Below are 26309 nucleotides of genomic sequence, written 5' to 3'. Positions count from 1 at the left end.
TCAGGCAGACCTGACGCCCTGCAGCGATCGGCGCCTTGCGCCCGCCAAGCCGCGGTCATGCGGGCCATGATCTCGCCTTCTATGGATTCCGGTCGCACCGCGGTCATGCTCCGCTTTGCCACAGGATTCTCTGGCGCGCCAAATGGGCTCTCGCGGGTTGTTGTCCGACCATCGTTGCCTTCGCCTAAGCGCCTGCGATGGCGGATGGCAATTCTGAGATTAGGTGCCTGTGGCAGACAGCATTTTCACCCTAACACACATTGCGACGCATTTCCGCTATCTTCTGCCCCCTGCGGATTTCGCCCAGTCTCTCCGAGGCCAGCGCCGCAAGCGGTCCTGAATCTGGTTCGGCACTACCAAACAGCTCGCTGGCCTATGGTAGACAATCCTCGGCTCCTTCCGCCTCTTGCTCAAGCCACTATGCAGAACCACCTTGTCAAAGGCGAACTGCCTGCACTCGATGCACCCGGTCACGAAAAGGTGCGGGGTTGATAGTCCAGCCCGAAGAGTCGTAGCCCGGGCGACAGCGGATCCCAGCAATGCCGTGCGGTGACCCGTTTCAACCCCAGCGAATGTCGGGCAAAGCGCTCATCGTAGCGGGTATAGAGTGCATCGAAGAGATCACCGATCCCAAGACCGCTCGACGCTTCCGGAAAGTGCCTGTCAAGCTGGCCTCTCGCATTTCCTGCCATGCCGACCAGGGCCAGGCCCAAGCCCTCGCATCTGCCGGGATGGTCGAGCAGGCTCTGGCGCAAACCAAGGTCGCGCAAAGCGTCGTGGAAACGGCGCAAGGGGCGCGCAATCGCACCGTCCGCGAGTATGGCGACATCGCCTCCACCGCGCTGGCGAACCGTGTCTTGCGGGCCTTCGCGTGGTGTATCATCGGGCCGCTCCTGCTGGTTGGCCCGCAGGATAACAATGTGTCCCATGACCAGCGCAGGATGGGTCATGTGCAGGTTGGTGGATTCCCCAACCATTTCCTCGAGTCGGTTGCCAAGGTTGCGGAACGCGCCGGTCACACCCTTGCACGAGACGGACATAACCGGGCCGATCTGCTCAAGGGTCACCAGCACATCGATATGCTTGGCCTTGATGCCGCCGATCACGATGCCTTCGCCGCCTCCACCAAGCGCAGGATCGAAATGGAGGAGCGGCGGTCTGCGCCGCCTGCGCTCGACGCGGAAGGGAGGTCTCGGCACAATATCATCCGGGTTGAAGCCGCCTTCGACGACGAGCCGACAGGCGATGTACCAATGCAGGGGCAGGATGTGACGCAGGGTCTGTGTGGAACCGGGATACTCCGCAAAAGCGGCCAGCGCAGCATGAAGGCTTGTCCAGCGGCAGCGATGTGCATGCACAGCATTCCCTCCGCTCGATCTTGGCCTCTGCAGCGGGAGACAACGCTGCCGCGACGCCAGACATCGCTTGTCACAAGCCGGGCCACGCTTCACTTTGCCACCTCCACACATTGGGTGCCCCCGAGGACGTTAAGGCAATCAGGTAACAGGCCGAAAACCCTGCACATATCCCGCCAAAACAGCGCCATCCCGCATTGCAGCATCGGAACGCAATGATATCTTGCCCATGTCATCACCTGGTGCGCGGTTGGGCCTGAGAAACCAGCGTGCGGCCCACTGGCTGGGGAAGGGGCGCTCTGCGGGACGCCGGTAGGTTGAGATACCGCCGGAGGGCGCAATGGTACCGCATGGCGGCGCGTTCGTTCAGCAGACTGTTGCTGGCCGTGGCCAGTGAAGTGCATTCGGTGTCCGATCTTGACACCGCTTTGGCAGAGATCACCAAGCGACTGGGATTTCCGTTCTACGCACTGTCGCATCATGTAGAAATTGCCCGCAGCGGCGCTGAAGCGATGCGCCTTCATAATTATCCCGAGCATTGGGCAATGGACTACGATCGACAGGCCCTCGGCCTGGTCGATCCTGTTCATCGCGCCAGTCACGTCACTGCGCTTGGCTTTTCCTGGTCGCAACTGCCGATCCTGATTCCCCTCACTTGCGACGACCACAGGATACTTGACGCCGGACGCCAACAGGGGATTGGCGAGGGTTTCACCGTGCCCGTCCATGTCCCCGGCGAAGCCCGAGGAACCTGCTCTTTCGCCGCACCGGCAGGGCACGTGTTCAGCGAGGCGACGAAGATGCGCGCGCAGCTTGCCGGTGTCTTCGCATTCGAAACCGCCCGCAAGCTGTGGTCGCGGCGCGGCCAGTTGCAGTCGCGCGCCAGAGGCGTCCTGACCGACCGTCAGCGCGATTGCGTACTGCTCATGGCGCAGGGAAAGAGCGACGCGGAGATCGCGCAGATACTTGGCATATCGCGGGAAACGGCAACCAGCCACATCGCTACAGCCTGCAGGCGCTACAGAGTCTACAAGAGGCAAGTGCTAATCACCCTGACGCTGTTCGATGGAACACTGAGTTTCGGTGATCTCAAGCCCTGGCGATATCCCCATTTCTTGTAATTCCATGACGGCGGCGAAGCGGTGATCCTCAACCGACCAATCCGGTCAAGGAGAACCATTCCATGCTTTCAATCATCGCGCCCGGCCACGAGCCGGACGTCGCCCTGACGCGTGCCATGTTCGCGGCCCGCAAGGCGGTTTTCGTCGACATTCTGGGCTGGGACGTTCCTGTGCTCGACGGCCAGTATGAAATCGACCAGTTCGACACGCCTAAGGCCCGCTACCTCATCCTGAGCAACAAGGGTGAGCATCTCGCTTCGGCACGGCTTCTTCTTACCACGGAGCCAGGTATTCTGTCCGGGCTTTTCCCGATGCTCTGTGCGGGGCCCTGCCCGCAAGGACCTGACGTCTTTGAGGTAACCCGCTTCTGCCTCGATCGCCGGCTGCACGCGCGCGAACGGCGAGACGTGCGCGACGCATTGGTCACAGGCCTTGTCAGCTATGCGCTGAATGCGGGGATCAGCGCCTACTGCGCCGTGGCCGAAGCGGCTTGGTACGACCAGATCGTGCGCTTTGGGTGGTCCTGCCAGCCACTGGGTCAACCCGTGCGCATCGGTACGCAAGACCTTGTCGCCATGCTGATCGACATCGATCCCCGGACACCGCACCTGCTCAAGCTTGGCGGCATCACCTCACCCTGCCCCGAAGACTTGGGCCCCGAAGACCTGGGTCCCGATTTCCTCGGCCCCGAATGGTTCGCTGCCTGCCAGGAGATGTGATCCATGGTTTGCCATCCATCGTCGGTGTCCTTGCACGTTGAGACCTTGCTGGCGCGAGGCTACCTTGTCCTGGAAGATGCGCTAGCGCCTGCGGTGCTCGGCGCGGTTCATGCAGACCTGTGGGACGATTTCGAGCGAACGCCCTTCGGCAAGGGCCAGTTCTATGGCGATGCGACAAAGCGCTTCGGTCGCCTGCCTCTGCGCTCGCGGGCAGTACACGATCTCATTCTCCATGCGCATGTCCTGGCCATTGTCGAGGCAGTCCTTGGCCCCTCGTGCGACACGGTCCAGCTCAACACGACCCAGGCAATTTCAGTGCACCCCGGGCAAGGACAGCAGCTGCCGCATCGTGATCAGGACATGTGGCGTCTCGAACCAGGTTCGCGCGAGTGTCTTGTCAATGTCATGTGGCCACTGACACCGTTCACCGCCCGTAATGGCGGGACGGTAATTTGGCCGGAAAGCCACAGCAGCAAGGCTGCGAGCCACTCTGCCCTGCCAGCTCCGATAGTCCCCGACCTCATGCCAGGTGCCGCGCTGATGTTCCTTGGCTCGACGCTGCATGGCGCCGGTGCCAACTGCAGCCGAGCCGAACGCAGAGGTGTCCTCATCGGATACGCACTTGGCTGGCTCAAACCCTATGAGAACCCCTGGCTCGCCTACCCGCCCGAACTTGCGCGGACGTTTCCGCCAGCGCTTGCTGCGCTTGCGGGATATGTCCAGCATCGCCCCAATCTCGGAAATTTCGAAGGGCAATGTCCTTCCGTGCTTTTGCGAGGCTATGCTGGCGAACCGCTGGGCGCTGTCGACGCCTTGCGCGAAGACCAGGAGTCGGCCGCCGCAACTTGGCTCGCCCAAGGACAGGTACCGTGAACGCCGGGCCGATCGCCGAGCGCGTTTACGATGCCTTGCGCCGGCTGATTCTCGGCCATGGCTTCCTGCCGGGACAGAGGCTCGATCCCAACCAGCTGGCCGAGCGCCTCATTGCCAGTGTGACCCCGGTGCGCGAAGCCCTCAACATATTGTGCGGTGAACAACTGGTTGAAGCCCGCCGGGCCGGGGGCTTCTTTATTCCCTCGCTCAACGAGCCATTGCTCAAGGACATGTATGCCTTCTCCAATGAAATCGCGATGCTCTCTCTCAGGCGCTGCCGCCCAGTGGCGGTGGTCGACTGGGACCGGATCCGTGACACCAGGAGTGTCTACGCAGATCGCATTGCAAATGTGCTCGAAGGCATCGCGCACTTTTCGCTCAATGGTGAGCATGCCAGGGCAATGGGCCTGCTCAACGCCCGCCTTCATGCCATCAGGGTGCTTGAGCCCATGATCCTCACCGACGCCCTTGCCGAGACGATCGCGCTCGAACAGGCGCTCGACACCGGGGACAAGGACAGCCTGCGCAGACGGCTCAATGCCTTCCACCGGCGGCGTATCCGCGCTGCGACCGATCTTGTCCGGGCGGTCTACAAGACCGCGCCGGTCAACGATGCGCAAACAATCGAAGAATAGGATCGCTATAAAGTTCGGATAACAAATGCCGCTGGTTACTCCTGCTTTTGCCGCGATCCAGCGGCGACAGGAGAAGAGAAATGGAACGCGAGTTCGACACGATCGATGAAATGGAAGACCTCGGCAAGGCCAGCACCGAAACGCTGGGTGCACCAGGCAACCAGCTCGAATTCGGCGTGATTGCGCGACCGCTCGGTCTCGATCGCGACTGAATCATCGACAGGCGCACGGGTGAAGCCTCCGTGCGCCTGTTTCTCTCCTGGACTGACCCTGCCATGTCTCACGTTCCTCTCGCCCGTCTTGCCGACGCAACGGGACTTGCTGCATTCGACAGCTCGGTCGTGGTTCTCGACCTCACCCAAGACCGCTACAGCCTGTTCGAAGGTCACGCCGCCCGGACATTGATCGCGCTGCGAGATGGGCGCCCTGTCGAACCGTGCGACCCGATCATCAGGACACTGGCCCGCAAAGGTCTCGTCAGCTTTGACAGTCCGATGCCAGGTCCCTGGCTGGACATGGATGACCTCACCGAGGCGCAGGAGAGTGCATTGGAAGGTCCTGATACGTCGACAGTACTTGATCCGGGGCAAGCCGCAGCGGCCATCGCCTGCGTAAAGGCGCGCATCGACTTGCGCCGCCGGGACTTGCGCGGTCTCCTCGAAACATTTCCGACAAACCTGCGCGGCCGTCCGCTGGCACAGCTGATCGACCTGGCACGACGGTTCGATCGCGGCCGCAGGTTGGCGCCGGTCAAGCCACGATGCCTGCCGGACACTTTTGCATTCGTCCGCTGCGCACGGCGCCGCGGTCATGCGGTGGTTATGGTCTTCGGGGTCAAGCTGTATCCCTTCGAAGCGCATTGCTGGGCTCAGGCCGGCTCCCTTGTGCTGACCGATCCGCTCGATCGCGTCCGCCGCTTCAAGCCGATCCTTGCGCTATGAATGCCGAGCGCTACAGGCTTTGTCTGGGACAAGGTCTCGATCCCGCCGGGGATGCAACCGCAATCGGCAGTGGCATGGTGAGACGCACCATTTCCGCAGCCATCAGGCTCCTTGCCCCGCCACATCTTCCCGTCTTGTGCCGACCGCGCTGCCTGATCCTTGGCCAGTTCTTTGGCAAGACCGAGCTTGCCGACGATGCCCAGGTCTGCCCGGCTGACCTGGTCCGGGAATGCTGGGGCAATTACATCGCGGTGGGCATTTCCGGCACAGGCGACGCAGAATGGATTCTGCGGGCACCGCTGGGGCACTTGCCGGTCTTGATGCAGCAGCACGGCGAGCACCTGGTCCTTGCCTCGGACGCGCCATTGATCGCAAAGGATTGGCAGCCCGCGATCGACCCGGTGTTCGTGACGAACCACCTCGCATTTGCGCATCTCAAGACTGCGCAGACAGGGCTCGAAGGAGTCGAGGAGCTATTGTGGGGCGAATGCTTGCACCGGGCCGTGTCGGGTGGCTGGCGCAAATCGCTGCGCTGGTCGCCATGGGACTGGACGACGCGTGATCTCGAGATCACCGAGCCGGAGACGGCCGCCTCGATGCTGCGCACCGCAATCATTGAGGCAGTGGCCAGGCTCGCTCCGCAGAACGCTCCGGGACTTCTCGAGCTTTCGGGGGGTCTGGACTCGTCCGTGCTTGCGGCGGCACTGGCCGAAGCGCACGTGAGGGCGCACGCCGCAACGCTGGTGACGGCCCACGCCGAAGGCGACGAGCGGTCATACGCTCGTCAAAGTGCCAAGGCCACGGGCGTTGCGCTCGACGAACTGGACGTACCGCTCAATTGCGCACTTGCCGCCCGGGCCCCGGTCCGCACCGCCCGTTCGGGTCTGCCTGCAATACTTTGGGGCGCCGACGCCGCGCTCGCGCGCCGCGCGAGAGAGACGGCGGCACCAGCGTTCCTCTCTGGCGCGGGTGGCGACTGCGTCTTTAGCTCGCCATCCTCTGCAGCACCGGCAGCCGACCTCCTCTTGCGCTCGGGATGGAGCTCCGGCGCCTGGCAAGCCTGCCAGTCGCTCGCTCGAATCCACGACGAGAATGTCTGGGCGGTGGCACGCAGTGCCCATCGGCTGGCTCGGAATGCGCGCGCAGTACGGCCATGGCACAGGGTCACGACATTGCTTGTGAAGGACGCCGTCCCCGACGTGCCTCCTGCCCACCCCTGGCTCGAGGAACCGGACTGGGTCCTGCCCGGCAAGCGCGACCAGGTTCGCTCAATTCTTGCCAGCCTTGCGCACGTTGATGGCTATCCACGCCATCGGATCGCGCCGACCCGCTTTCCCTTGCTCAGTCAGCCGGTGGTGGAAGTCGCCTTGAGGATTGCGAGCTGGCTGTGGATCGCCCAAGGCTCCGACCGCGCGGTGGCCCGCGCTGCCTGGCGTGGTGCCTTACCCCGCCGTGTACTCGAGCGCCGCACCAAAGGGGGCCTCGATGCCTTCGCATTCGAGTCCCTTGCCGCGTGCCGTGCCGACCTCAGGCCGTTCCTTCTGGACGGCCACGTCGCGGCCTTGGAGATTATCGACCGGAACATCGTCGAGAAGGCCCTGTCGTCCGTCGCCAGACGGGGGGACGCCAAGCCGCATGCCCTTCTTCCCCTCATCGACACGGAAGCCTGGCTGCGCAGCTGGTACTACCCGGATCGCCCAACGGATCTGCTTGCGACACCCCGGCTGAACAAGGTGTCGCAGTCTGGCGAAGGTCAGGGAGTTGCTGGCTGAGCCGGCTCGCCCTTGCCCTTCTCAGACGAACCGAGCCATCGGCAAAGCGATCGTGGTGCCTTTGCACTTGGTTCTGCCCGCTCGAGCGCTGTTGCGCTTTGTGTACAGACACCCTGCAGCCAGCATCTGAACCATTCAAGGTTACGCACGTTTGCGGCAAGCTGGTGGCGCGGCTGCCACTTGATGTGCATTTCGTGCGGGAAGACCCAGAGCTCGGCTATGCGGCCCGCCGCCTGGAGACGCGCGAGAACTTCGACATTGGGACGGTACTCCTGCTCGGGCACCTGCATCAGGACGGGAACGGTGATTCTGTCCGCGTTCATTGCCGGCGAGATGTCGCGCCATGCCTTCCGAGACCTGGCCCCGGCACTCGGATCGGGGCTACCCAATCCCCAGCCGGCTTGCAGCACCGCCGGCACTTCGCGTCCCTTGACTGCATTGAGCCAGTAATAGGTGGGACTGACCGTGACACTGGCGATCGAGACCGCACGCAACAGGCGCGTATGGATCGCCAGCCAGCTGGCAACCTCACTGCCGAAACTCACTCCGCCGGCACCGACCCGCGCTCGGTCGATGCGTCCCTCCCGAGCGAGGCGGTCGACAATCGCGGCGATACCCGAAGCAGCAATACGATAGGCCGCGACGTTGCCCCCGACACCGGGATCAGCGGGGTAGCGGTTGATGCACAGCGTCGCAATGCCCGCAGAAGCCATGGCGCGTAAGGGATACTCATCGCCCAGTCCGCCACGCAAGTAGCCGCTGCAGGCATAATACGTCACGAACAGCGGAACCGGGCCGCGAGCTTGGATCGGCATCGCGAGATAGCCGCTGAATGACCGGTTGTGCCGGTCTTGCCAGACAAGCCGCTCGAAGGCTGGCGGTTCGCTGCGCAGCGCCGGATTGGGGTCGCCAAGCGTTATCGACCGGCCATCCCGCACATTGATCGAGACAACTCGGGGCGGGCTGTCTGCAGCGGCTGCGACGCAAACGAGATGCAAGGAGGAAGCTGCGCATCCGTCGCCATCGCCCCCACCTGTCAGGGTTTCGCTGTCGCCTGCGAGGTCCGCCACATTTCCTGAAGCGATGTCCCAGCGCGACAGGATGGTGCCACCCTGCCCGTTGCGGGTTTCGAACAGGATCGCATCGGCGCTGCCCATCCAGCTGATCGAGCGCAAACGGGACCGAGTGCAGGCCGCCGCCTGGCAGCGCCCCCGCTCTCGCCCATTGCCATCGACAACCACGAGACTTGTCTGTTGTCCATGGGCGAGGACCAGCGCCGTACCGCGGCCGTCCCCCGCAGTCTTGCGTTCGGTCACGAACCAGTCGCCCTCCTGATCGAAAGCCTTTGCTGGGGGTGCGTAAAGCGACTTTTGCGCCTCGGTCGGCTCACGGACGTCGCCGGTCAGCGGGTCAAGCAGACGCAGCAAGGGCTGGGTGACGGGAAGGATACCGCCCTGTTCGAACCAGAAGCCGCGCAAGCGACCTGCGGCCCAACGGCCTTCGATCCGGTCGCCATGGTGAAGCGGACGTTGCGGGTCGACCGAGGCATCAATCCTGGTGCCAGCATCGTATTCGGCCTGTTCGGCGTCGGCGACGCGCCTGCGGTCCTGCCCAAGCGCGATCAGCATGGCCCGGCCGCCTTCAATCGCGACAAGATCGCGCACATTGCCCGCCTCACGAGTCAACTGCCTCAGCCCGTTTCCGTCGGCCGAAGCGCGCCACACCTGCACTTCACCGTCGGCCACCTTGCGGAACAGAACGCTGGCGGAATCCTCGCTCCAGGCCGGTGTGCCCGGCAAGGGATAGCCATTGAGCCATTCGATTTCCCCGGCATCGGCCAATCGCCGCGCCGGCGCCGAGCCGTCGACAGGGGCAATCATCCAGCAGGCGGTGTAGTCGTTGCGATCGGTTGAGGCACGAAAAGTGCGCCAGAGCGCCCAACGGCCGTCGGGCGAGATCGATGGACTGTCGATCCGGGCCATTTCGACACCGGCGCGTATCCCGTCCCCACCCCCGGCGTGGGCCGGGAGCGGGGACGAGACCGTGGCAAGCGCCAGCAGGGCTGGCAACCAGCGGCTCACCATGACTTGACCAATTGCACGGCGATGACTCTCCCGGCGGCACTTGCCTGCTCGGGATCGAAGCCGACAGCCGAATAGGGCGTGCGATTGTTGACGTAAGGCGGGTCCTGATCGAACAGGTTGGTCACGCTGAGTGACAGGCGTGTGCCGGAAAGACCGCCGGTCTCCAGGCCGAACGCCTTGCTTGCCTGAAGGTCGAGCGTGGTCCAGCCGGCTACCCGTTCAACCGGGTCTACCGCCGTGTTGCGATAGCCCGCGCCATGATTGAGAAAGACTGCCAGACCGAAGCCGTCGCGATCCGCAGCAAGACGCCCGCGCAGCCGGTATCGTACCGGGTTACCGATCGTGCCCAGCGCCTCGACCGCAGGCGCGCTGCGGGTGAGCTGTTGCGTGATATGGAATAGCCATGTGCCGGAAAGACCCAGACTGATCGAGCCGCGCGGAAGCGCGGTGCGATATCCAAGGTCGAAGTCCATGCCGTCGAGGTGCTGGCGTGCAAGATTGGCGTTGCGCGCATCGATCACGTAGGAGATTGCAGATGCCGGAATGCCGAATGGATTGAAGAAGTCCGGGGCTGTGTAGAGCGCCTCGAGAGTTGCAGGTGACGGCGCCGCTGCGATCAGCGAAGCATAGCGCTGGCGCTGGACAAGGAAGGTAAAGGCATCGGCAGCCGGATTGGCGATACGGTCGCGATAGCCAATGTCGAACCACGTCATGCTCAGCGACAAGCCGGGCAGCGCCGGCGGCCGGACATCCACACCCGCAGTGAATGTTCGCGCCCGCTCGGGTCCCATGGCCGGGTTGTTGCCGAACAGGGCAACGACGTTGCTGGACCCGCCAGAAGCGCTCGGGTCGGCGAGTGGCAGGGGCACGATCTGGCTAAGGCCGGGACCCTGACGAGTATCGTAAAACCCCGGTGCGCGAAACGAAGTGCCCCACGATCCGCGCAGCGCAATGCCCCAGAATGGTTCGTATGTCAGTCCGACCTTGGGATTGGCGGTTGTCCCGAAATCCGAATAGTGTTCGATCCTGCCGGCGATCGAGACATCGAGACGCCGGATCCCTCCAATGCCCTGCTCCGGCGCCACCAGCGGCGCACGCAGTTCGGCGTACCCCGCCACGACCCGGCGCCCGAGCGGATAGCCGCGATCGCCGGACGAGACTGGCTCTAGGGCATAGTCGTCGTAGATGCTGGAAGCCCCGAACGCCTCCGATCGGAATTCGACGCCGGCAGCGAGCGCGAGTGGGCCGCCTGGCAAGCTCCAGAGCGGACCATCAACCTTGAATCCCGTGCCAATCTGGCGGGAACGGTCGCGGGAGATCGCCGAGCCCCGCACGGCGTCGATCACGGCGGCCGGACTATGCGAGCCATCGCCGAACATGTTGAATGCGCGGCCAGCGTCGCCTTGCGCAAGAGCCACCGCGAGACGAGCGCTGTTGACCACGTTCAGGGCGCGCAGCTCCTCGTGCTGGATGCCGAGGTTGGCCCACAACTCGCCCCGCCAACTGCCACTGCGTGCCTGGATCGCACCCGATACAGCCCAGTTCTTGACATGGGCCTTGTTGAGCGGCGCGCCCAGATCCTTCCGGAAATCGTAGAATACGCTCACCGGCTCGCCAGTGCCGATCGGATCGACGTAGTAAGGATTGGCTGACGTCACAGTCACGGGCGCGTTCAGCGCAAAGTAGCGTTGTTCCGATCTGCGGTCGGCCGCAAATCCGTCAAGACGAAGGGTAACGTCGTGGGACAGGTCCTGTGCAAGCGCGATGACGCCGGCATGGCGGCGAGTTCGGGGCAGGAGGTCAGTACCAATCCGGCCATCGCCCAAGCGCCGTTCACCGGGCAGGAGTTTTTCCGGCGTCAGCGCCTTTCCATCCTGCCCTTGCGGGATGCCCCAGACCGATCCGTCCGCAGCGATGATGGTACCGGGATTGGCATAGGGCTGGCGGTAGTCCGGTCCGCCGAATGGGCGCAGGTCCTCACTGGCATAAGTCCGGTCTTCCGAGCCCAGGCGCCCCCGCGTGTAATACTCGTATGCGACCATGATCCGGCCTCGCGACCATTTCGCGGCAGCAATCTGACTGGCCTGGAACTCCGTAAAGCCGTTCGCGAGCCCCGAGCGAACGCTGGTTTCGGCGCCTTCGAATGACCGACGAAGGCGGAGATTGACGACCCCGGCCACGGCGTCAGAACCATAGATGGCCGATGTCCCATCGGCCAGCACCTCGATCTGTTCGATCGCGCTCGCGGGGATAAGCGAGAGATCGACGAAGCTGGCACCCGCACCAAGGGCCAGGCGGTTGCCTTCAACAAGAGTCAGCGTCGAACTTGCTCCAAGCCCGCGAAGATTCACGCTTGCGCCGACACCGATGTTCGCCGTGGCTCCGTTGCGCTGGGTAAAGCCCAGGGTCCCCTCGTTCGCACCGCCCCCGAAGTTTTGGGGAATTGCAGCGACGACGTCCTGCGTTGTCGCAAGGCCACTGTGGACGATGTCGGTTCGCGTGATGGCGATTACGTTGGCACCGGCAGGTGCGGCACCGCGGATGCGCGTACCGGTGACCAGAATCTCGTCCAGGACCGGAGCGGCCTGTGCCCGTTCATCAACCTGCCCGCCATACTGGGAGTTCCGGACCGCGAAGCCAGCACCACTGCGGATTGCCTCAAGTCCTGTGCCGACCAGCAGCAGCCGGATTGCTTGTTCGGGTGTGAGCGTTCCAGCGATCGCAGGCGCGGTCTTTCCGGCCGTCACATCAGCGCTTGCGAGCACAGTTACCCCGGTCCGGAGAGACAATTGCGCAAGAGCTGCGGCCAAAGGTTGTTCAGGCAAAGCGATGGCCATCCGGTGTTCGGTCGCGGCCTGTGCATTTGCAGCACAGGGTATGATGACACCTGCAAGCAGCACAGCAACAAACGAAGGCAAACGAGAACGTGACAACATGGAGACCTCCCTGATTGCCCTCGCGTGGGGGCTTTCTGGAGCTGAAGACGCCGGCCGCACCAAACCCCCGACATCTTTTTGCACGGGAAGGTTCGCGAAAGGGGGCCGGACGCCGGGGCGGCAAGCCGCTCCGGTCGCATGAATTCAAAAGCCCGCTTTCCTCTTTCCTCGCTCGGATCGGTCGTTCTCAACCGATCCGCACGATCGCCGCACGCCCGAATGAGGTCTCGGCGACCGCCCGTGCCAGCTTCATGAGCATCGTATGAGTCCGATGTTTGGAGAACGAGGCAAACCCGATGTGCAATGGATCACGATTGTGCTGAAGCTGAAGTGCAAATGGCGGAGTGGATCGACCGATGCGGAGCTCGCCCACCCTTTCACCAGCCGGGAAAACGTGGCGCAAAGTCCCCGTCATGGTCATGGGCAGCGTTGCCCTCTCAATCTCGGAGATGCACTTGCCCCCAATCTATGCCTATGTGGTTTCCGTAACGACATCGCGTGGTCCGAGCCGGCTGACTTGCAGGCCTTGGCAGTGGTGCCTTACGTCATTTTGCTTTGGCATCCTCCACGCTCCAGCGCGCATGACGATCCTTCTGTTGGGTCTTGGCCGCCCTCACCTGCCGGTTTTCGAAGAGTAGGCCATCCTTGATCGTCAGCTTGCCTACATTTGTGTTTCGGTGCCGGTCAGCCCGGCACCGAACGGGCAAAGAGCTTGTCAATTGCTTCGGCCTTCACCAAGCTGACCGAACAGCCCGACCGTCAAGATGTTTTCGGCATCTTGCCATCTGCCCCTCCCCGGCGCAGGAATCGCTGACAGGAAAGACGGTCGTAGATCTGAAATCCGGCTTTCCTTCCATCGTCGCGTCATCTCATCGCCAAAGCCACTGGATCACGCCGGTACACGACCCGGCAGCGGTTGGCCGAGGCGTCCAATCGCCAGGACCAGGCAGGCGGTGGCCGACTTCGCACAGAAATAGGCGAAGTGCGGTGGCTTCGGCTGGCTGTGATGCTGCAGGGGTTTTCCAGGACACGCCCAATGCCTTGAACAATACGACGAGGTGCTGCCGTGCCAGTACGACGACTATCAGCCCTACCTATACTAACCGCTGGTCGGGCGCGGCATCGTCCAAATGCTGGATGTTCTTGAATGGCTGCTCGATATCATGCGTCCTCGTTAGCAGATGTGGGGGCATCTCCCACGCTCAGGCAAGCGGCCTGTACCGCAGGGCAATTCCTATGTCTTGAGTGAACCCGACGGGCCCGTTCCGCCACGCCCGGCCGACTTCGTCGAGGGCCCCTCGTGGTATCTTGGTCCCTCGCTTGGCGGCTGGATCGAAAGCTAGGCAGGCATCAGCTTACCGGACTCGCTGGCAGAAATCAGGGAGCGCGCAAGCCAAGTCGGTCGTCGTCATCTACGAACGTGATGCGCTTTGCCCAATCCCACAGGACGAGGTTGATAGCTTCAGCAGGAGCGCCGCGGGCGTAGCTCGGCACGACTATGCCGACAAAGCCTTGCGCAATCGCCGCCTCGGCCAGATCCTGCGTCGGCACGGGCCGTCCTGAGAACATCCGGTCACGCCACGAAGGGTCGGCGAGCTCCTCTGGTGCCATGCCGAAAGGCTGAAGCGCGGCTGTGTCGCGACCATCCAGCAAGGGCCCGATGTCGGCCTGATAGGCCACCAGGGTTGTCGGCTGCAACGTGCCGACCTGATTGGCCTCGCGCAGCGCCGTCTCGGGCGCGAGCGAAGTATAGAGCGCCGGTCGTCCGCTGCAATTGAACCGTCCGCCAAATCGGGCAGCCCCCTTCCCCGAGAGCGGTTCGCAGGACCAGACCGGATTGAGGGCGCGGTAGAGCAGCCCGGTGAAGTGCATGCGCCTAGGCGTTAATGCCGGCGTCGACGGCGTCGATAAAGGTCAGCACGTCATCGGCCCGGTTGCTCTGCACCAGCTGCATTGCGGTCTGGCCCGAGAAGCCCGGCAGCGGCTCGGAGCGGTACCAGGCATAGGCCAGCAAGGCCGACCCGAAGCGCGGTTCGACCTTGTTGAGCACCTCGACCATCTGGCGAAGGCGGCGCTGGGTACGATCGGAAGCGATCCGGTCCTTGCGCTGGATAGCGTCCTTGCCGAGGCCGAGCGAGCGAGCGAGTTCGTCGCTGGTGGTGCGCAGCGCATGGACGATCTTGCGCGGAGCGAATGCGCCATTGTCGGCGTAGTTCTCAATCGCCATCACAAATCTCCATGAATTCTGACGTGGTATAGCGTCATTTTTTGCGGCATTCAAGTGACCGCATGGCGGGCACCGGTGTTTGTCGCAGCACGGCAACTTGCAGCTCGATCGCACCGGACGGGCTCTCTCCCGCAGACATGACACAGAAGGGCTGAAACGTGTTGCCGGTTTCCAAGCACGGCATGGATCGTATCGGTTTTCGCGCTCATCCTTATGGCGACGCGTTCGGCATTCCCCGCACGCCAAGGACATGAAGGCGTGGATCGAGGCCGGCAGGAGTCATGGAAGCGGCCCCCGCTAGTGGGCTGCCGGGACGATATCTTGATCCTTCGGGCGGGGCGAATGACCTCGAAGCGCCGCTCCATCAGCCGGGAGATACGTTAGGCCCCGAGCTCGGCAGGAGTTCGCAGTCCGATTTTGTTCTCGCGCTTGTTGACCCGGACTTCGCGGTGTTCGCTGCCGTCGGTAAAGCGCAGACCCAAGAAGGTTCATCAGCAAGGCCATCGTGGGTGCGACTTAGTCTAGTACCGCAAACTGATCGAAAGCGCTTTAAGCACGCAAAATTGGCACATCAAGGCTAACATCCATTGGTAGCGAGCTAAAGATTTTCTTGGGGAAAGCACCTTGAAGCAGGCGGTGTCGCTTGCGTGATTCGAACACCTGAGCCCATCATGGCGAATTCTTGTCCATGAAACTGGTGCCTGCAGACGCGGATGTCCTGCTTGGTGTTTCGTTATCCGTTGCTCCTCTTGTGCAGCAAGAGGAGCAGGACACCATTGCTTTCCCGTACGACATCGAGACCCGCAGCAATCGCGACGGCCCTTGCGAACTCTTCTGGATCATCACTACGAAATGCGCCGGCGAGCATAAAATGGTCGAGACCGGGATCGCCAAGGCGCAACTGCACAGAATTCCGTGCATTGAGCAGGGCGACGGCCCGCCCCAAGGTAAGTCCATTCCCTGAAAGCATTTGGTTGGTCGGCACCGCAACAGCACTGGCGGCCGGGCCAGATTGGGATGCAGCACCCAGCTCTTCGCCCGGTCCGAGGTCATGCGATGGCGCATCAGGGCTTTCGCCTTTCACTTTACCGCTCAGGACCCGGATACGTGCCGCTCCGGGCGCAGCAGCAACGTCGAGCGTCGCGTGCTTCGTGCGGGCGACCAGTGCGCCCGCACGAACTTCAAGCGGCCTTTCATCCCCTTCGGCCACTTCGAGCCTTGCGCTACCGGCAAGAATCTCGACGCGCCTTGCGCTTGCATCGAAACTGCTGCGCGCGTGACTTGATTCTGCCAGAGTGAGCATCGAACCATCGGCCAGCCGCCAGGAATGTTGCCGACCAGGGGCCGTATCAAATGTGCGGGCCTCGACCGGGCCGCCGATCCCCACGAGCGGAATATGGTTGGAGAAGTGAACCGAGATAAGTCCGACCAGAGCAAAGCAGGCGAGCGTTGCCATCGTGAAGTGGGTGCTGCGACGCATCAGTAACGGGGCCGGCGTCAACTGGCGCTGGCGGCCATGGGCAGACTGGGCGAGCGCAAGGCTCTCGTGCCAATCGCGCTCGATTTCAGCATAGGCAAGTCGGTGGCGCAGGTCGCGCGCAAGCCATTCCTCAAAGGCTCGGCTAGGGGCGGCACCTTCGAGAGCCTCATTGCGGGCGAACCACTGTGCGGCTTCCTCGCGAATGGCAACGGGCACTGACTTACGCCCCGTCATGCGTCGCTCCTGAACCGGCTCAGCTGGACAAGTGCCCGCGCCATCTGTTTCTCGACCCCTCGCACGCTCAGCCCTGTCTTCTGCGCGATTTCGGCATAGCTATAGCCATCCAGCCTGCGGGCAAGGAAGATCTCACGGGTCAACGGCTTCATTCTGGCCAGTGCGTTGTCGATCCGCATCAGGCGATCGCGAGCCTCGAGATGGCGAACTGGATCGATTCCAGCCGGATCTTCTTCGTCAAGCGGGACATGATGCGCAGTTTCACTACGGCGCGCGGAACGCTCCAGATCGCGCAACGCGTTGGCTGCTGCTGCGGCAAGATAGCCGGCGGGCGCTTCGATCGGTGCTTCCCGGGATTCGCGGCGGACAAGTCGCAGGAATACCTGCTGGACGAGGTCTTCTGCTCGTTCGATCCCGGCCTTGCGTACTAGGCGCCGGAGCAACGGCAACCTGTGTTCGCGATAAAGCGTTTCCAGATCCGGTATGGACGCAGCCGCGCATGCGACAAGTGCCTCTCCCGATTGTTCCTGCAGGCTCGATGTCGGACTGGTCGATTGCGTCATGAAGATGCCAGGGCCTTCGTGGACGAGGTCCCCCGGCAATGAGCCGGATCCTGAGAACACGATTGAGACGTGCGCCAATGTCTTTGGCCCTTTCGGGCTTGGACATGCACATTGGCGATCCGGCCGTCGGAAAACGGCAAGGGAAGTCCGCACTCAACACGAGGTTCTCAGGCCTCGGTGCAGGGCAACGCCCACACATTGAAAAGTTAGGTCAATCTTGCCGCTGCCGCAACCTGCGTTTGTACGCGCAAGCGCTTCAATCACCTCCAAACTGGTTTCTTCTGCAATTATAATCCCTGCCATCGTGCCTTTGCCTCCAAGCGATGCTGCTCGACTTGCCGGATCGTGAGGCACCGTAGCGCCAAAATGGGACGTCATTCAGGCGTCACGAGGGCGACGACCATGCGGCTTGGCCGCAACGTCATCCTGCCCGACGCAGCTCGGTCGGCATGAGCCGAACAAGGACGTAGCCCCATGAGGCAAGTCAATGCCTTGCTGTTCCGGCACCTGCCACCCCCGTGCTCGGCCTGGCACAAGCGTGCCGATCGCAGCGCCCGCCAGACTCAGGAGCAAGAAGACCCAACGCCCCTGTATCAAGGATAATGTCGAAAGCACGAAGCTGTGTGGCTGACGTCGTCGTAACAGGGCGCAGTCCCGGCTTCGTCATCGAGCCCCGGGTGGTCGGGTGATGACTTTGCCAAAGCCGGCGCCGAGGAAGAAGATCGGCACCAGCGATGCAAGGCCCACCAGGCAGCAGGTCCGACCTGACTACGCTCGATCAACTCTGGACAGTAGCATTGCCAGGCAGATGTCGTCGGCGGCGCGTGCAGCGTGCACAGCGACCGCCAGTTCCCTTTAGGCTTGCCAAGGAACACTACCCAGTTGGGTATGGAAAATCCTCAGCGCATGTCTTTGCCTTTTCCAGTATCCAATACGGACGTCCCGCATTGAACACTTGGATTGGCTGGCTGACATGACCTTTGACGAGGGACTATCTCGCCTGATCGAGGAAATCTATAAATCACCACATGACGAACGTGCATGGCGGCGAGTCCTGGAACAGATCCGGACCCGGACCGGAAGTCGCTACATTGTCTTTTCAGCCGTTGACCTGGCGTCCAAATGTTATTCCAAGGCAGAATTCTTCGGCGTGGACAGCGGTCAGTTTCTTGACGGTGTCGAGGAGTATCGAGAGCATCAATTTCAGAACGATCCGCTGCTGACCTACGCAGCGCGGAACCCGAGCGCCGGCTTCGCAGAAAGCCGCGATGCCTTGTCCAGGCTCGGTCGATCCTTGCAGGATGATCCATACATGCATTTTGTCGCCGGGCAGCTCGGGTCTGGACATAACGCCGTTTGCTACACTGCGCCAAACGAACACCTGACGTTGGGCATATCCATCAACCTGCCGAACACCAGGAGTTGTTTCGAACCTGAGCAGCTGGACCTGTTGCGCCTGCTGTTTCGGCATATCGAACGAGCAACGCTGCTTGCGGTGCGTCCCCCAATGACCTCGTACGAGAAGATGCCGACGTTGCTTCTTGACCCCCGTGGTCTCATAATTGCGCAAAATGAAGGGGCAGAGGCAGTCCTGGCCGAAAACGACGGTTTGAGGTCTACTGGAAGACGCCTTCATGGCACCAGACAAGAAGATTCCAATCGCATTGCCGTGACGATCGCCAATGCCATGGCGATTGACTCCCCGCTGGGCGGAGGAAGCGTGCTCGCCGTACCTCGCCCATCAGGCAACCCTGACTGGATATTGACTATCGATTACCTCCCCCGAACCGAGACTTATTTGCAGCATTTCGCGGCAAGAACCGTTGTTCATATTGTAGAGCGCCCCCTCAAGTATCCTCGAACAGCACTCCAAAAGGCCGATAGCCTTTTCGTCCTGACCCCGACGGAGTCAAGATTACTGAAAGCATTCTACGAAAATGATCTGGACCTACGCATGGCAGCGAATCAGTCCCAGCAAACGTATTCGACAGCCCGTGTACATATGCGGCGGATTCTCAGCAAAGCCGATGTAAGAAATCAGACAGCTCTGGTTCGCTTGATTCAGAATCTTGATGGATAGAGCCGGTTTCTACCCATCTGAGTATGGCGCATTCGGCCTGTTGGCCTATCCCGCATCACAACGACCTCGCAGGCACGGCTTTGCGCATCGAACGTCGCGCGAGGCCCCAAACGGCGCAAGCCATCGGTCTGGAACGGGAGAACTGTCATGACTGCCATCGTCAAGTCCGGATCCGAGTGGCATAATGCCGATCTCGATGGACCGCATTCCGAACAAGAAGGTGAGATCGCCGCCCTGGCCGACGGGGGCTATGTGGTTGTCTGGATCGACAGCAATGACGGCTACACGGCGGCGGTTCGTGCACAACGCTTCGACAGTTTCGGTACACCGGTCGGTGCTGAGATAATCGTCGACCAGGGGCCGGGCAATGTCCCTTACTCGGCAAAATCGAATGTCGCCGTGTCGGGCCTTGCTGACGGCCACTTCGTCGTGGCGTGGGATCAGAACTATGCCGGCTTCAATGGGAACGGGGTACTGGCCCGGACCTTCGACAGCACCGGACAAGCGCTGGGCGGCACGTTCCCAGTGGCCACTTACTCAGACAGCTTTCCTTCCAGCGAATCTCCCCGGATCCTTCCTGCAGCGGATGGCTCGTTCTGGATTGTCTCCGAAGATTTCGTTGTCGGGCGCGGACAGGGTCTGATCGCGCAGCATCTCGACCAGACTGGGGCGAATCTCGGTCCAGGCATCGAGCTTCTCAATCTCAGCGAGGCAACGGATGTCAGCTTCCCCGAGGTCGCCCAGCTGGCTGACGGGCGCGTGGTTGTTGGCTGGTCTGAAACGATCGTCGCTCCCATCAACGAAGCATCCTTCAAGCTGCAGATCTACGACCGCGATTTCAAGAATGGCGGAGCGGTTGTCACCATTGATCACTCCACCGAATTCGGGGCCACGTTCTGGCATGATGGAATAGTGGCCCTGCCCGACGGCGGCTTCGCTGTCGAATGGCTGGCATGGCGCCAGAACGGGGAATCCTCGATCTATGTCCAGACGTTCAATGCCGCAGGCGCTGCCCGTAACAGCCCTACACTTGTCACGACCCACTCATCCGGTCAGCTCTCCAACGCGGATATAGCGCTCAACGGTGCCGGAGAGCTCGTGGTTTCCTGGATTGCGCCTGATGGTTCGTCGATCATGGGGCAGAAGATCGCAGCGGACGGAGCACCGCTTGGGACGTCCTTCGAGATATCGCCTGCCGATATTCAACGAAATGTCCATCTCGTCGGCCTTTCGGGCGGTGGCTACGTCTCGCAGTTCATCGGCAATAGCGAGGATGGCTGGGCGGTCAGTGCGCAAGCTTTCAATCTTTCCATAATCAGCGGCAGCTCGGGCAACGACAAACTCAATGGCACCGCATTTGATGATGTCCTGAACGGCCTGGCAGGTAGCGACGTGCTCAACGGCCTTGCCGGGAACGACAGGCTGAATGGCGGCGCCGGCAACGATACGCTTGATGGAGGCGTGGGCAGCGACACCGCAGTCTACGACGATGCAGCAGGAGCGGTGAAGGTCAGCCTGCTTCTGACAGGCCTGCAGAACACCGGTTCTGCAGCAGGCGTCGACAAGCTCGTTTCGATCGAGAATCTGGTCGGTTCGGCCTTTGCAGACACGTTGACCGGCAACGATGCGAACAATCGCATGGAAGGCATGGATGGCAACGACAAGATCGACGGCAAGGCTGGTGCCGATTTGATGGTTGGTGGCAAGGGAAATGACACCTACACGGTGGATACCCTTTACGATGTTGTCGCCGAGAAGGCCGATGAAGGAACCGATACCGTAAACGTCGGCTTCAGCTACATCTTGGGCGAGAATGTCGAGAAGCTCGTGCTGACGGGTGGTGACAGTCTCGAAGGAACCGGCAACGCACTCGCCAACTCTCTTACCGGCAACGCGGGCGCCAATCACCTTTATGGCCTCGACGGGAATGACACGCTGGATGGCAAGGGCGGGGCAGATGCATTGTTCGGCGGCATGGGCAATGACACCTACGTGGTGGACGATCCAGGCGATGTCGTCAGCGAAAGCGCCGGCGCAGGGACGGACACGGTCAAGGCTTCGATTGCCTTCATCCTCGCAGACAATCTCGAGAAGCTGACCCTGACGGGTGCAGGCGATCTGGATGGGACTGGCAATGCCTTGGCCAACACCGTCATCGGCAACGCCGGGGCCAACCATCTTTGGGGTCTCGCTGGCAAGGACATCATCTCGGGTGGTCTAGGTACTGACAGTCTTTGGGGGGGGCTGGGAGCCGACAACCTGACTGGCGGTGGAGATGCGGACCTGTTCGGTTTCGATACCCTGGAATCTTCCGCGAGCAAGGACACGATCAAGGATTTCGAGCACGGAATCGACGAAATCGCCCTGAGCCGGAGCGTTTTCACCGCTTTTTCCGGCAGCGCTCCTGGGGGCATATCGGCAAATGCCTTCGCCCTTGGCACTGCCGCTGCCGCGGCCACACAGCATTTGATCTACAACCAGGCCACGGGTGCATTGTACTACGATGCTGATGGCGTCGGCGGCCAGAGTCAGGTCCAGATTGCCCTGCTGTCGACCAGACCCGTCCTGGACGCGGCGGACTTTGTGCTGATCTAGGGGCGTATAGGCCTGAGGCCCGGGGGCCAATCGCCCCCCTTCCCGCCCGGCCGGTCAGATCTCGCAGCGCGATAGCCCAAAGCCGCACCTTGTCACGATCCGCCCAGCAATGCCCCAGCACTTGGGGAGCTTCTGATCGAGGACCAGTTCAAGTGACCGCCAGGTTGCGCCCGCTTTGACAGGCTTCAGCCGACCTTCAGGCGCAGGCGGACACCACGGAAGGGGCCGGATTGTGCAGTGCGTTCAAGCACGAGATGGTGGCTGCCCGAACGAGGCCATGCGACCGATTGGGTGCTGCGGCGGTTGAGAGCCGAATGGTTTGGCAACAACAATCCACGCCCACGGCCTTGCGGGCGCGACCAGCCAAGCCTGCGTCGACCCAGCCGCCAGCACTATGGTATCGCCGAGCCGGCGCCGGTGCCCCCTTGTCGCAAGTTCAGACAATCCGCGAAAGGTTCGCCTTGACGTTCCCCCTGATCTGGTTGGATCGATCCCGAATGACGAGGCGTCCGGGCACACGTGTCCGGCTAGGATTCTTGTCCGATTGATGCAGGGCACTGGGCCTGTTCCCTGCGAGATCGCCGATCGGCACCGGGTCCTTAAAATCCCTGCAAGGTTGGGCACCGACCGGGTTGAGCATCGGCTGTGCCTGCGCGCTCGGCGACACTTTGGACTGGCCCATTCGTGTGCAGGGGAGCATGATGATAGCATGCGCGTCTTGCTGGCATTGCTTGGCTCCCTTTTGCTCGCAGCGGGCACACCGCCTGACGAAATCGCTGGCACTTATCGGCTCGAAGGAATGCCCGACGCGGCAGGCGAGCTGCAGTTGCGCGCCGATGGGCGGTTTGCGTACATTCTTGCCTATGGCGCATTGGACGAGCGCGCCGAAGGAAGCTGGCTGCGCCGTGACCGCCAGGTTGACTTGACGACGCAGCCAAAGCCCGTCGCGCCGGTCTTTCGGCTTGTCTCAAGCAGCGCCCGAACCCCCGGTTCGCCAATGGTGCAAGTCACCTGGCCAAATGGTCGCGGCATAGCGGGCGTGGACATTCTCGTCGGGTTCGGTGCTGGCGAGCCGATCGCTGGATACACGCAGGAACAGGGTTGGGGGTTGCCTGCAGAGGAGCGCCGGACACCGCGCTGGATCGAGCTGTCCGAGCCCGTTTACCACCTGGAATCGCCTCGTTTTCCTCTCGACTGTAGCGATCCTTGCGCGATCCGCGTTGTTCTTGTTCCCAATGACCTTGGTGTTATCGACTTCACGGGCATTGCGGTTGACTTGTTGCCCAACGAGCTGAGAATGCACCGTGGTGCGAGCGAGCTGCGCTTCGTGCGGCAGGCCGCCTCTCCTTGACTGCATGGCCGCCACGAGGGCGGAAGGCGGGTCCCGGCATGCAAGAAGGATAGTCGGACTGCTACACGATGAGATCAGCCGTCGAGGGGGGCATGCCGTCTACGGTTTGGACATGGATGACAAGATCGGACCTGAGGTCACCGTTCAGGTCGATCGTCACCTGGTCATGGATACCATGCTCCAAGGTCATCACGGCTCCTGAAAATCCAGCAATATCAAGAAATCGGTCGAGATTATCTCTGTCCGCCAGTGCCCGCATGAACGAGCTCGCACCTCGTCCCGACACTTTCAGCCAAAGCGGCGATTGATCGGGACGCGAGCATCCTCGAAAACTCCAGCCCCGCCGCATCGCCTTCGCGCCAGCGCATCCAGACAGACTGTTCAGCGTGCGCGCCAATCCGCAGGACTGCGGGCGCACCCACGATCACCGGTCCTTCATAGCCGCTGATCCTGCATCCATGTTCCGAAACGTCGACGAGCAGAACCTCGTGCGCCTGGCCGCTTGGTGGCCGCAAACTACCCGATAGCTCGATCCTGCTGCGGACACCTGCACGCCGATCGACATGTCCGCGTCGCGATTTCATAACAGCACAGTCCCCGCTCATTGTTGCCATCTCAATCCTTCAGAGGCCGTAATACTCAACCGGTCCCAAAGGATCTCCGGAAAGCCTTGCCACCCCCTGATTGACGGTCAGTCGACTTCCATCAGGTCTATAGGCACCGTTTGTTTAAGGTTCCTAAACACTGGCGCGCCTCGTGAATTAAAGTTTCGTGAAAACTACATCTTGCCCTTTCGAGGATACAATCAAGGGCATCACCAAACGTGATTGACCCAGCGCGTGCCTTAAAAGGGTGGCGGTTCGAATTGTATGACACGCGCAGGTCAGCAATAAGCTGGCCCGGAGGGGTCGTGATCATGGCGGTGATTGGCGTATTCAGCGCCAAGGGCGGAGTCGGCAAGACGACCTTGGCTGTGGAACTGGCGTGGCGTTCGGCTGTTGGCTCCGGCCACCGGACCTTATTGTGGGACCTCGACGCGCAAGGCGGCTGCAGCTACCTGCTTCGGCTCGAGGAACCCACTGGCTCTAGAGCCGCTTCGGCGTTCTACAAGACCAGCAACCTGCGTGACCTGATCGTCGATACCAGATTCGCAGGGCTTTCCCTCCTGCCATCGGATCAGAGCCTGCGTAATCTGGTTCTGACCTTTTCCAGGATCGGGTCACCCTACAGGCTTGCCCAGCAGACCAAATTTCTCGCAGCAAACTATGACCGCGTGATCATGGACTGTCCGCCAGGGTTGAACGCGACAAGCGAGCAGATCATCGCCGCGGCAGACTTGCTGCTGGTCCCGCTTTCGCCGACCTGCCTCAAAGCCGGCACGCTCGACAAGATACGCAGCGAATTGATCCGTCACCACCGCCGTCACCCCCCGATCCTGCCGGTTCTTTCAATGCTGGATATCCGACGCAGGCTTCATCGCGAGACGCTTGCTGCCCTGGAACCTCGTTGGCCGGTTGTTCCCATGAACAGCCTGGTCGAGCAGATGGCCGTCCGTCGGGCCCCGCTAGGCTCGTTTGCCAGCTGGAGCGAGCCGAGCCGTGCGATGGAAAGACTTTTCAATGCGATAGAAGTGAAAATCGCAGAGCTCGAAAGCCGCCAGTAGCTTGAGCATCATGGCATGTCGCCATCGTCTGACAGAAGACGTTAGGCGTTCGGTCCAGGCAAGGCGCGAGCAGGCGTATCGCGCGGGCACTATCGCGTCCGGTGTGCGTTGGCGCACCGCTAGAGCGTGAATCTTCTGCTGGGTGCGGATCGTCAGGTCCTGCTGTCGGGACCCTGCATCCGCCATGGTCGAGACCGCTCCGGTCGTTAGGGCTTTTGAAAGGACAATTCGGCGATTATGTCAGCCATGGACGATCTCGGCAGACTCGCGCCCTTCGCGTTGACAGCAGCACTGGTTGTTTTCATGGTTTTGCTGGCGCACCGGGAAATGCGCCGACAACCACAGAAGGTCTCGCAATGTCGTGCGGCCTTGCCCGACGATGCCTTGTCTTGCGATGACCCGCCTTCCGATACAGCGACCCTCGGGCCTGGCAGGTCCGCTCCAGGCGAAGCCCCGGGAGAATGGAAGATCACGTCCGGTCTGCGCAAGGTGCTCGACAGCGTGTTTGCCGATGTCGATTCCATGCCCGAACCCCAAGTACAGCGCGCCAAGTCCGGGCCGGGGAGACAGGATGATCGGCGGTCGTGGTCATGTCGGGTCCTGCCTGATTCTTTCGAGTATGTAGAGCAAGCACCTCCCTCCCGTTGAAATCGCTTCACTGCGCCTTGACGGTTTCCCCTTTTGCCAGGCGCTGGGCCAAATTGTTCCCGCGTTCTTGCTGGTCTTCGAACCGGATCGAGAGCGCCTTGCGTGCTGCAAGCCCGAAGACGCCTGCACAGTTGGGCGGGGACCGCGCATCATGGGCGTAGTCAAGCGCATGGCGGGGAAGCCCGCCCCGAACCGGGCGTTCGATTCATGGCGCAAGAAGCGGCGGGTACGAACCTGCAAGGACCAGATTGCTCCTGAGGGGTCCCGCCCCTCCGACCAGTTGCCTCGGTAATCCTCAGCCTGACGAACTCGCTCTGGTGTAAATCTTCTCGAGCATCGTGCGCAATCGCTTCAACTCGGTCGCGGAAAGCACGTTGAAGATCGCGTTGCTGGCCTCCTCGGCCTGAGGCCAGATTTCGCGGAACACCGCCTCCCCGGCGCTTGTCAATTCAAGCAGATGTGATCGGCCGTCGCGTACGTTGCTTGATCGTGCGACAAGCCCGCGGGTGCCGAGCGACTTGCAGGCCCGGTAAACGGTTACCTTATCCTGGAGTGTCAGGTCCACGAGTTCGCACTGGGCCGCCGCGCCGATCTCACCCAGCACGGTCATGACACGCCATTCCGGAACCTTGAGACCCAGTGCCGCATGATAGCTGCCTGCGATACGGGTACTGACTGCATCAAACGTGATTGCGAGCTGGTAGGGCAGAAATGCTCCCAGGCGGGTCTGGTTCGCATGATTGGCGACCTTGCTGGTGCGATTGCGAGCGGACATGATCTGTAAAACCGCTAAATAGTGCTGGTAGCTATCGCATCCCCGCGTAAGTTCAAACTGGTGCAGCGTCAACTTCAAGGATCCTTATGCCGCGACGGCAAGGTCTTGAGGAAATGCCGATCTCCCTCTTGAAGTCTTTTTGCAAAGTGTTGCATTGAATGACCAAGTGCCTGGGTGCAGCCTGCAATGGGGCGACAGGACCGACGTGCAGACCCGGACACGTGATCAGGTCATGCTGAAGACACGCTCGGCTGGTC

The 26309-nt window shown here is 61.7% G+C and carries 22 protein-coding genes; 12 read left to right on the top strand and 10 right to left on the bottom strand.

Annotation, left to right across the window (positions count from 1 at the left end; translation table 11 throughout):
- Positions 1-470 precede the first annotated feature (470 nt).
- A complete protein-coding gene (locus POM99_RS10810; protein WP_277277636.1) occupies positions 471-1358 on the bottom strand; it encodes a hypothetical protein in 888 nt (295 codons plus the stop codon).
- 347 nt (positions 1359-1705) lie between these two features.
- Between POM99_RS10810 and POM99_RS10805 the strand changes: the two genes are divergently transcribed.
- The 7 genes from POM99_RS10805 to POM99_RS10775 all read left to right on the top strand — a co-directional run bounded on the left by POM99_RS10805 (position 1706) and on the right by POM99_RS10775 (position 7416).
- Complete coding sequence (locus POM99_RS10805) at positions 1706-2476, top strand: helix-turn-helix transcriptional regulator (protein WP_277277634.1); 771 nt, start codon at positions 1706-1708, stop codon at positions 2474-2476.
- 62 nt (positions 2477-2538) lie between these two features.
- Complete coding sequence (locus tag POM99_RS10800) at positions 2539-3195, top strand: acyl-homoserine-lactone synthase (protein ID WP_277277632.1); 657 nt, start codon at positions 2539-2541, stop codon at positions 3193-3195.
- Positions 3196-3198: 3 nt separating this feature from the next.
- A complete protein-coding gene (locus tag POM99_RS10795) occupies positions 3199-4068 on the top strand; it encodes a phytanoyl-CoA dioxygenase family protein (RefSeq protein ID WP_277277629.1) in 870 nt (289 codons plus the stop codon).
- A complete protein-coding gene (locus POM99_RS10790) occupies positions 4065-4703 on the top strand; it encodes a GntR family transcriptional regulator (RefSeq protein WP_277277627.1) in 639 nt (212 codons plus the stop codon). The genes POM99_RS10795 and POM99_RS10790 overlap by 4 nt, the downstream gene beginning before the upstream one ends.
- Before the next feature lie 80 nt (positions 4704-4783).
- A complete protein-coding gene (locus POM99_RS10785; RefSeq protein WP_277277625.1) occupies positions 4784-4915 on the top strand; it encodes a benenodin family lasso peptide in 132 nt (43 codons plus the stop codon).
- 129 nt (positions 4916-5044) lie between these two features.
- Positions 5045-5644: a lasso peptide biosynthesis B2 protein gene (locus tag POM99_RS10780; protein WP_277277623.1), complete on the top strand. Its 600-nt coding sequence runs from the start codon at positions 5045-5047 to the stop codon at positions 5642-5644.
- Positions 5641-7416: an asparagine synthase-related protein gene (locus POM99_RS10775; protein WP_277277621.1), complete on the top strand. Its 1776-nt coding sequence runs from the start codon at positions 5641-5643 to the stop codon at positions 7414-7416. The genes POM99_RS10780 and POM99_RS10775 overlap by 4 nt, the downstream gene beginning before the upstream one ends.
- On the opposite strand, the gene POM99_RS10770 is transcribed toward POM99_RS10775, so the two are convergent.
- The 7 genes from POM99_RS10770 to POM99_RS10740 form a co-directional block, all read right to left on the bottom strand.
- Entirely contained in the window at positions 7398-9398 is a 2001-nt protein-coding gene (locus tag POM99_RS10770; protein ID WP_277277619.1) for an Atxe2 family lasso peptide isopeptidase, read from the bottom strand. The two genes, POM99_RS10775 and POM99_RS10770, sit on opposite strands and share 19 nt — an antisense overlap.
- 95 nt (positions 9399-9493) lie before the next feature.
- A complete protein-coding gene (locus tag POM99_RS10765; RefSeq protein ID WP_277277617.1) occupies positions 9494-12436 on the bottom strand; it encodes a TonB-dependent receptor in 2943 nt (980 codons plus the stop codon).
- Positions 12437-12623: 187 nt separating this feature from the next.
- Complete coding sequence (locus POM99_RS10760; protein ID WP_277277615.1) at positions 12624-12857, bottom strand: hypothetical protein; 234 nt, start codon at positions 12855-12857, stop codon at positions 12624-12626.
- A 956-nt stretch (positions 12858-13813) separates the two neighbouring features.
- Positions 13814-14308 (bottom strand): RES family NAD+ phosphorylase, encoded by a 495-nt coding sequence (locus POM99_RS10755; protein ID WP_277277613.1) that lies wholly within the window; start codon positions 14306-14308, stop codon positions 13814-13816.
- A gap of 4 nt (positions 14309-14312) precedes the next feature.
- Positions 14313-14663 carry an antitoxin Xre/MbcA/ParS toxin-binding domain-containing protein gene (locus tag POM99_RS10750; protein WP_277277611.1) on the bottom strand — a complete coding sequence of 117 codons (351 nt, stop codon included), beginning with the start codon at positions 14661-14663 and terminating at the stop codon, positions 14313-14315.
- Between the two features lie 733 nt (positions 14664-15396).
- Positions 15397-16377, bottom strand: a complete 981-nt coding sequence (locus POM99_RS10745; protein WP_277277609.1) for a FecR family protein — start codon at positions 16375-16377, stop codon at positions 15397-15399.
- Complete coding sequence (locus tag POM99_RS10740; RefSeq protein WP_277277607.1) at positions 16374-16940, bottom strand: RNA polymerase sigma factor; 567 nt, start codon at positions 16938-16940, stop codon at positions 16374-16376. Before POM99_RS10740 ends, POM99_RS10745 begins: the two co-directional genes overlap by 4 nt.
- A 973-nt stretch (positions 16941-17913) precedes the next feature.
- On the opposite strand from POM99_RS10740, the gene POM99_RS10735 reads away from it, so the two are divergent.
- The 3 genes from POM99_RS10735 (at position 17914) to POM99_RS10725 (ending at position 22966) form a co-directional block, all read left to right on the top strand.
- A complete protein-coding gene (locus POM99_RS10735) occupies positions 17914-19020 on the top strand; it encodes a helix-turn-helix transcriptional regulator (protein ID WP_277277605.1) in 1107 nt (368 codons plus the stop codon).
- Positions 19021-19167: 147 nt separating this feature from the next.
- A complete protein-coding gene (locus tag POM99_RS10730; protein ID WP_277277603.1) occupies positions 19168-21615 on the top strand; it encodes a calcium-binding protein in 2448 nt (815 codons plus the stop codon).
- 709 nt (positions 21616-22324) lie between these two features.
- Positions 22325-22966 carry a hypothetical protein gene (locus tag POM99_RS10725; protein WP_277277600.1) on the top strand — a complete coding sequence of 214 codons (642 nt, stop codon included), beginning with the start codon at positions 22325-22327 and terminating at the stop codon, positions 22964-22966.
- A gap of 61 nt (positions 22967-23027) precedes the next feature.
- On the opposite strand, the gene POM99_RS10720 is transcribed toward POM99_RS10725, so the two are convergent.
- Entirely contained in the window at positions 23028-23225 is a 198-nt protein-coding gene (locus tag POM99_RS10720; protein WP_277277598.1) for a hypothetical protein, read from the bottom strand.
- A 657-nt stretch (positions 23226-23882) separates the two neighbouring features.
- On the opposite strand from POM99_RS10720, the gene POM99_RS10715 reads away from it, so the two are divergent.
- Together POM99_RS10715 and POM99_RS10710 are read left to right on the top strand one after the other, a co-directional pair.
- On the top strand, positions 23883-24629 hold the full coding sequence (locus tag POM99_RS10715) for a ParA family protein (protein ID WP_277277596.1): 747 nt from the start codon (positions 23883-23885) through the stop codon (positions 24627-24629).
- Between the two features lie 246 nt (positions 24630-24875).
- The gene (locus tag POM99_RS10710; protein ID WP_277277594.1) at positions 24876-25277 is read left to right on the top strand and encodes a hypothetical protein; all 402 of its coding nucleotides are present in this window, start codon (positions 24876-24878) and stop codon (positions 25275-25277) included.
- Positions 25278-25572: 295 nt separating this feature from the next.
- On the opposite strand, the gene POM99_RS10705 is transcribed toward POM99_RS10710, so the two are convergent.
- Positions 25573-26130, bottom strand: a complete 558-nt coding sequence (locus POM99_RS10705; protein ID WP_277277593.1) for a MarR family winged helix-turn-helix transcriptional regulator — start codon at positions 26128-26130, stop codon at positions 25573-25575.
- Positions 26131-26309: the final 179 nt, after the last annotated feature.

It is taken from the genome of Novosphingobium cyanobacteriorum, assembly GCF_029436685.1.
Classification (GTDB): domain Bacteria; phylum Pseudomonadota; class Alphaproteobacteria; order Sphingomonadales; family Sphingomonadaceae; genus Novosphingobium; species Novosphingobium cyanobacteriorum.
This window is presented reverse-complemented; position numbering and strand designations above follow the sequence as displayed.

Coding starts and splice junctions, on each gene's coding strand:
- POM99_RS10805 (WP_277277634.1), top strand. CDS start 1,706: ATGGCGGCGCGTTCGTTCAGCAGACTGTTGCTGGCCGTGGCCAGTGAA.
- POM99_RS10800 (WP_277277632.1), top strand. CDS start 2,539: ATGCTTTCAATCATCGCGCCCGGCCACGAGCCGGACGTCGCCCTGACG.
- POM99_RS10795 (WP_277277629.1), top strand. CDS start 3,199: ATGGTTTGCCATCCATCGTCGGTGTCCTTGCACGTTGAGACCTTGCTG.
- POM99_RS10785 (WP_277277625.1), top strand. CDS start 4,784: ATGGAACGCGAGTTCGACACGATCGATGAAATGGAAGACCTCGGCAAG.
- POM99_RS10775 (WP_277277621.1), top strand. CDS start 5,641: ATGAATGCCGAGCGCTACAGGCTTTGTCTGGGACAAGGTCTCGATCCC.
- POM99_RS10770 (WP_277277619.1), bottom strand. CDS start 9,398: ATGGCCCGGATCGACAGTCCATCGATCTCGCCCGACGGCCGTTGGGCG.
- POM99_RS10765 (WP_277277617.1), bottom strand. CDS start 12,436: ATGTTGTCACGTTCTCGTTTGCCTTCGTTTGTTGCTGTGCTGCTTGCA.
- POM99_RS10760 (WP_277277615.1), bottom strand. CDS start 12,857: ATGACCATGACGGGGACTTTGCGCCACGTTTTCCCGGCTGGTGAAAGG.
- POM99_RS10755 (WP_277277613.1), bottom strand. CDS start 14,308: ATGCACTTCACCGGGCTGCTCTACCGCGCCCTCAATCCGGTCTGGTCC.
- POM99_RS10750 (WP_277277611.1), bottom strand. CDS start 14,663: ATGGCGATTGAGAACTACGCCGACAATGGCGCATTCGCTCCGCGCAAG.
- POM99_RS10745 (WP_277277609.1), bottom strand. CDS start 16,377: ATGACGGGGCGTAAGTCAGTGCCCGTTGCCATTCGCGAGGAAGCCGCA.
- POM99_RS10740 (WP_277277607.1), bottom strand. CDS start 16,940: ATGACGCAATCGACCAGTCCGACATCGAGCCTGCAGGAACAATCGGGA.
- POM99_RS10735 (WP_277277605.1), top strand. CDS start 17,914: ATGACCTTTGACGAGGGACTATCTCGCCTGATCGAGGAAATCTATAAA.
- POM99_RS10730 (WP_277277603.1), top strand. CDS start 19,168: ATGACTGCCATCGTCAAGTCCGGATCCGAGTGGCATAATGCCGATCTC.
- POM99_RS10725 (WP_277277600.1), top strand. CDS start 22,325: ATGCGCGTCTTGCTGGCATTGCTTGGCTCCCTTTTGCTCGCAGCGGGC.
- POM99_RS10720 (WP_277277598.1), bottom strand. CDS start 23,225: ATGCGGGCACTGGCGGACAGAGATAATCTCGACCGATTTCTTGATATT.
- POM99_RS10715 (WP_277277596.1), top strand. CDS start 23,883: ATGGCGGTGATTGGCGTATTCAGCGCCAAGGGCGGAGTCGGCAAGACG.
- POM99_RS10710 (WP_277277594.1), top strand. CDS start 24,876: ATGGACGATCTCGGCAGACTCGCGCCCTTCGCGTTGACAGCAGCACTG.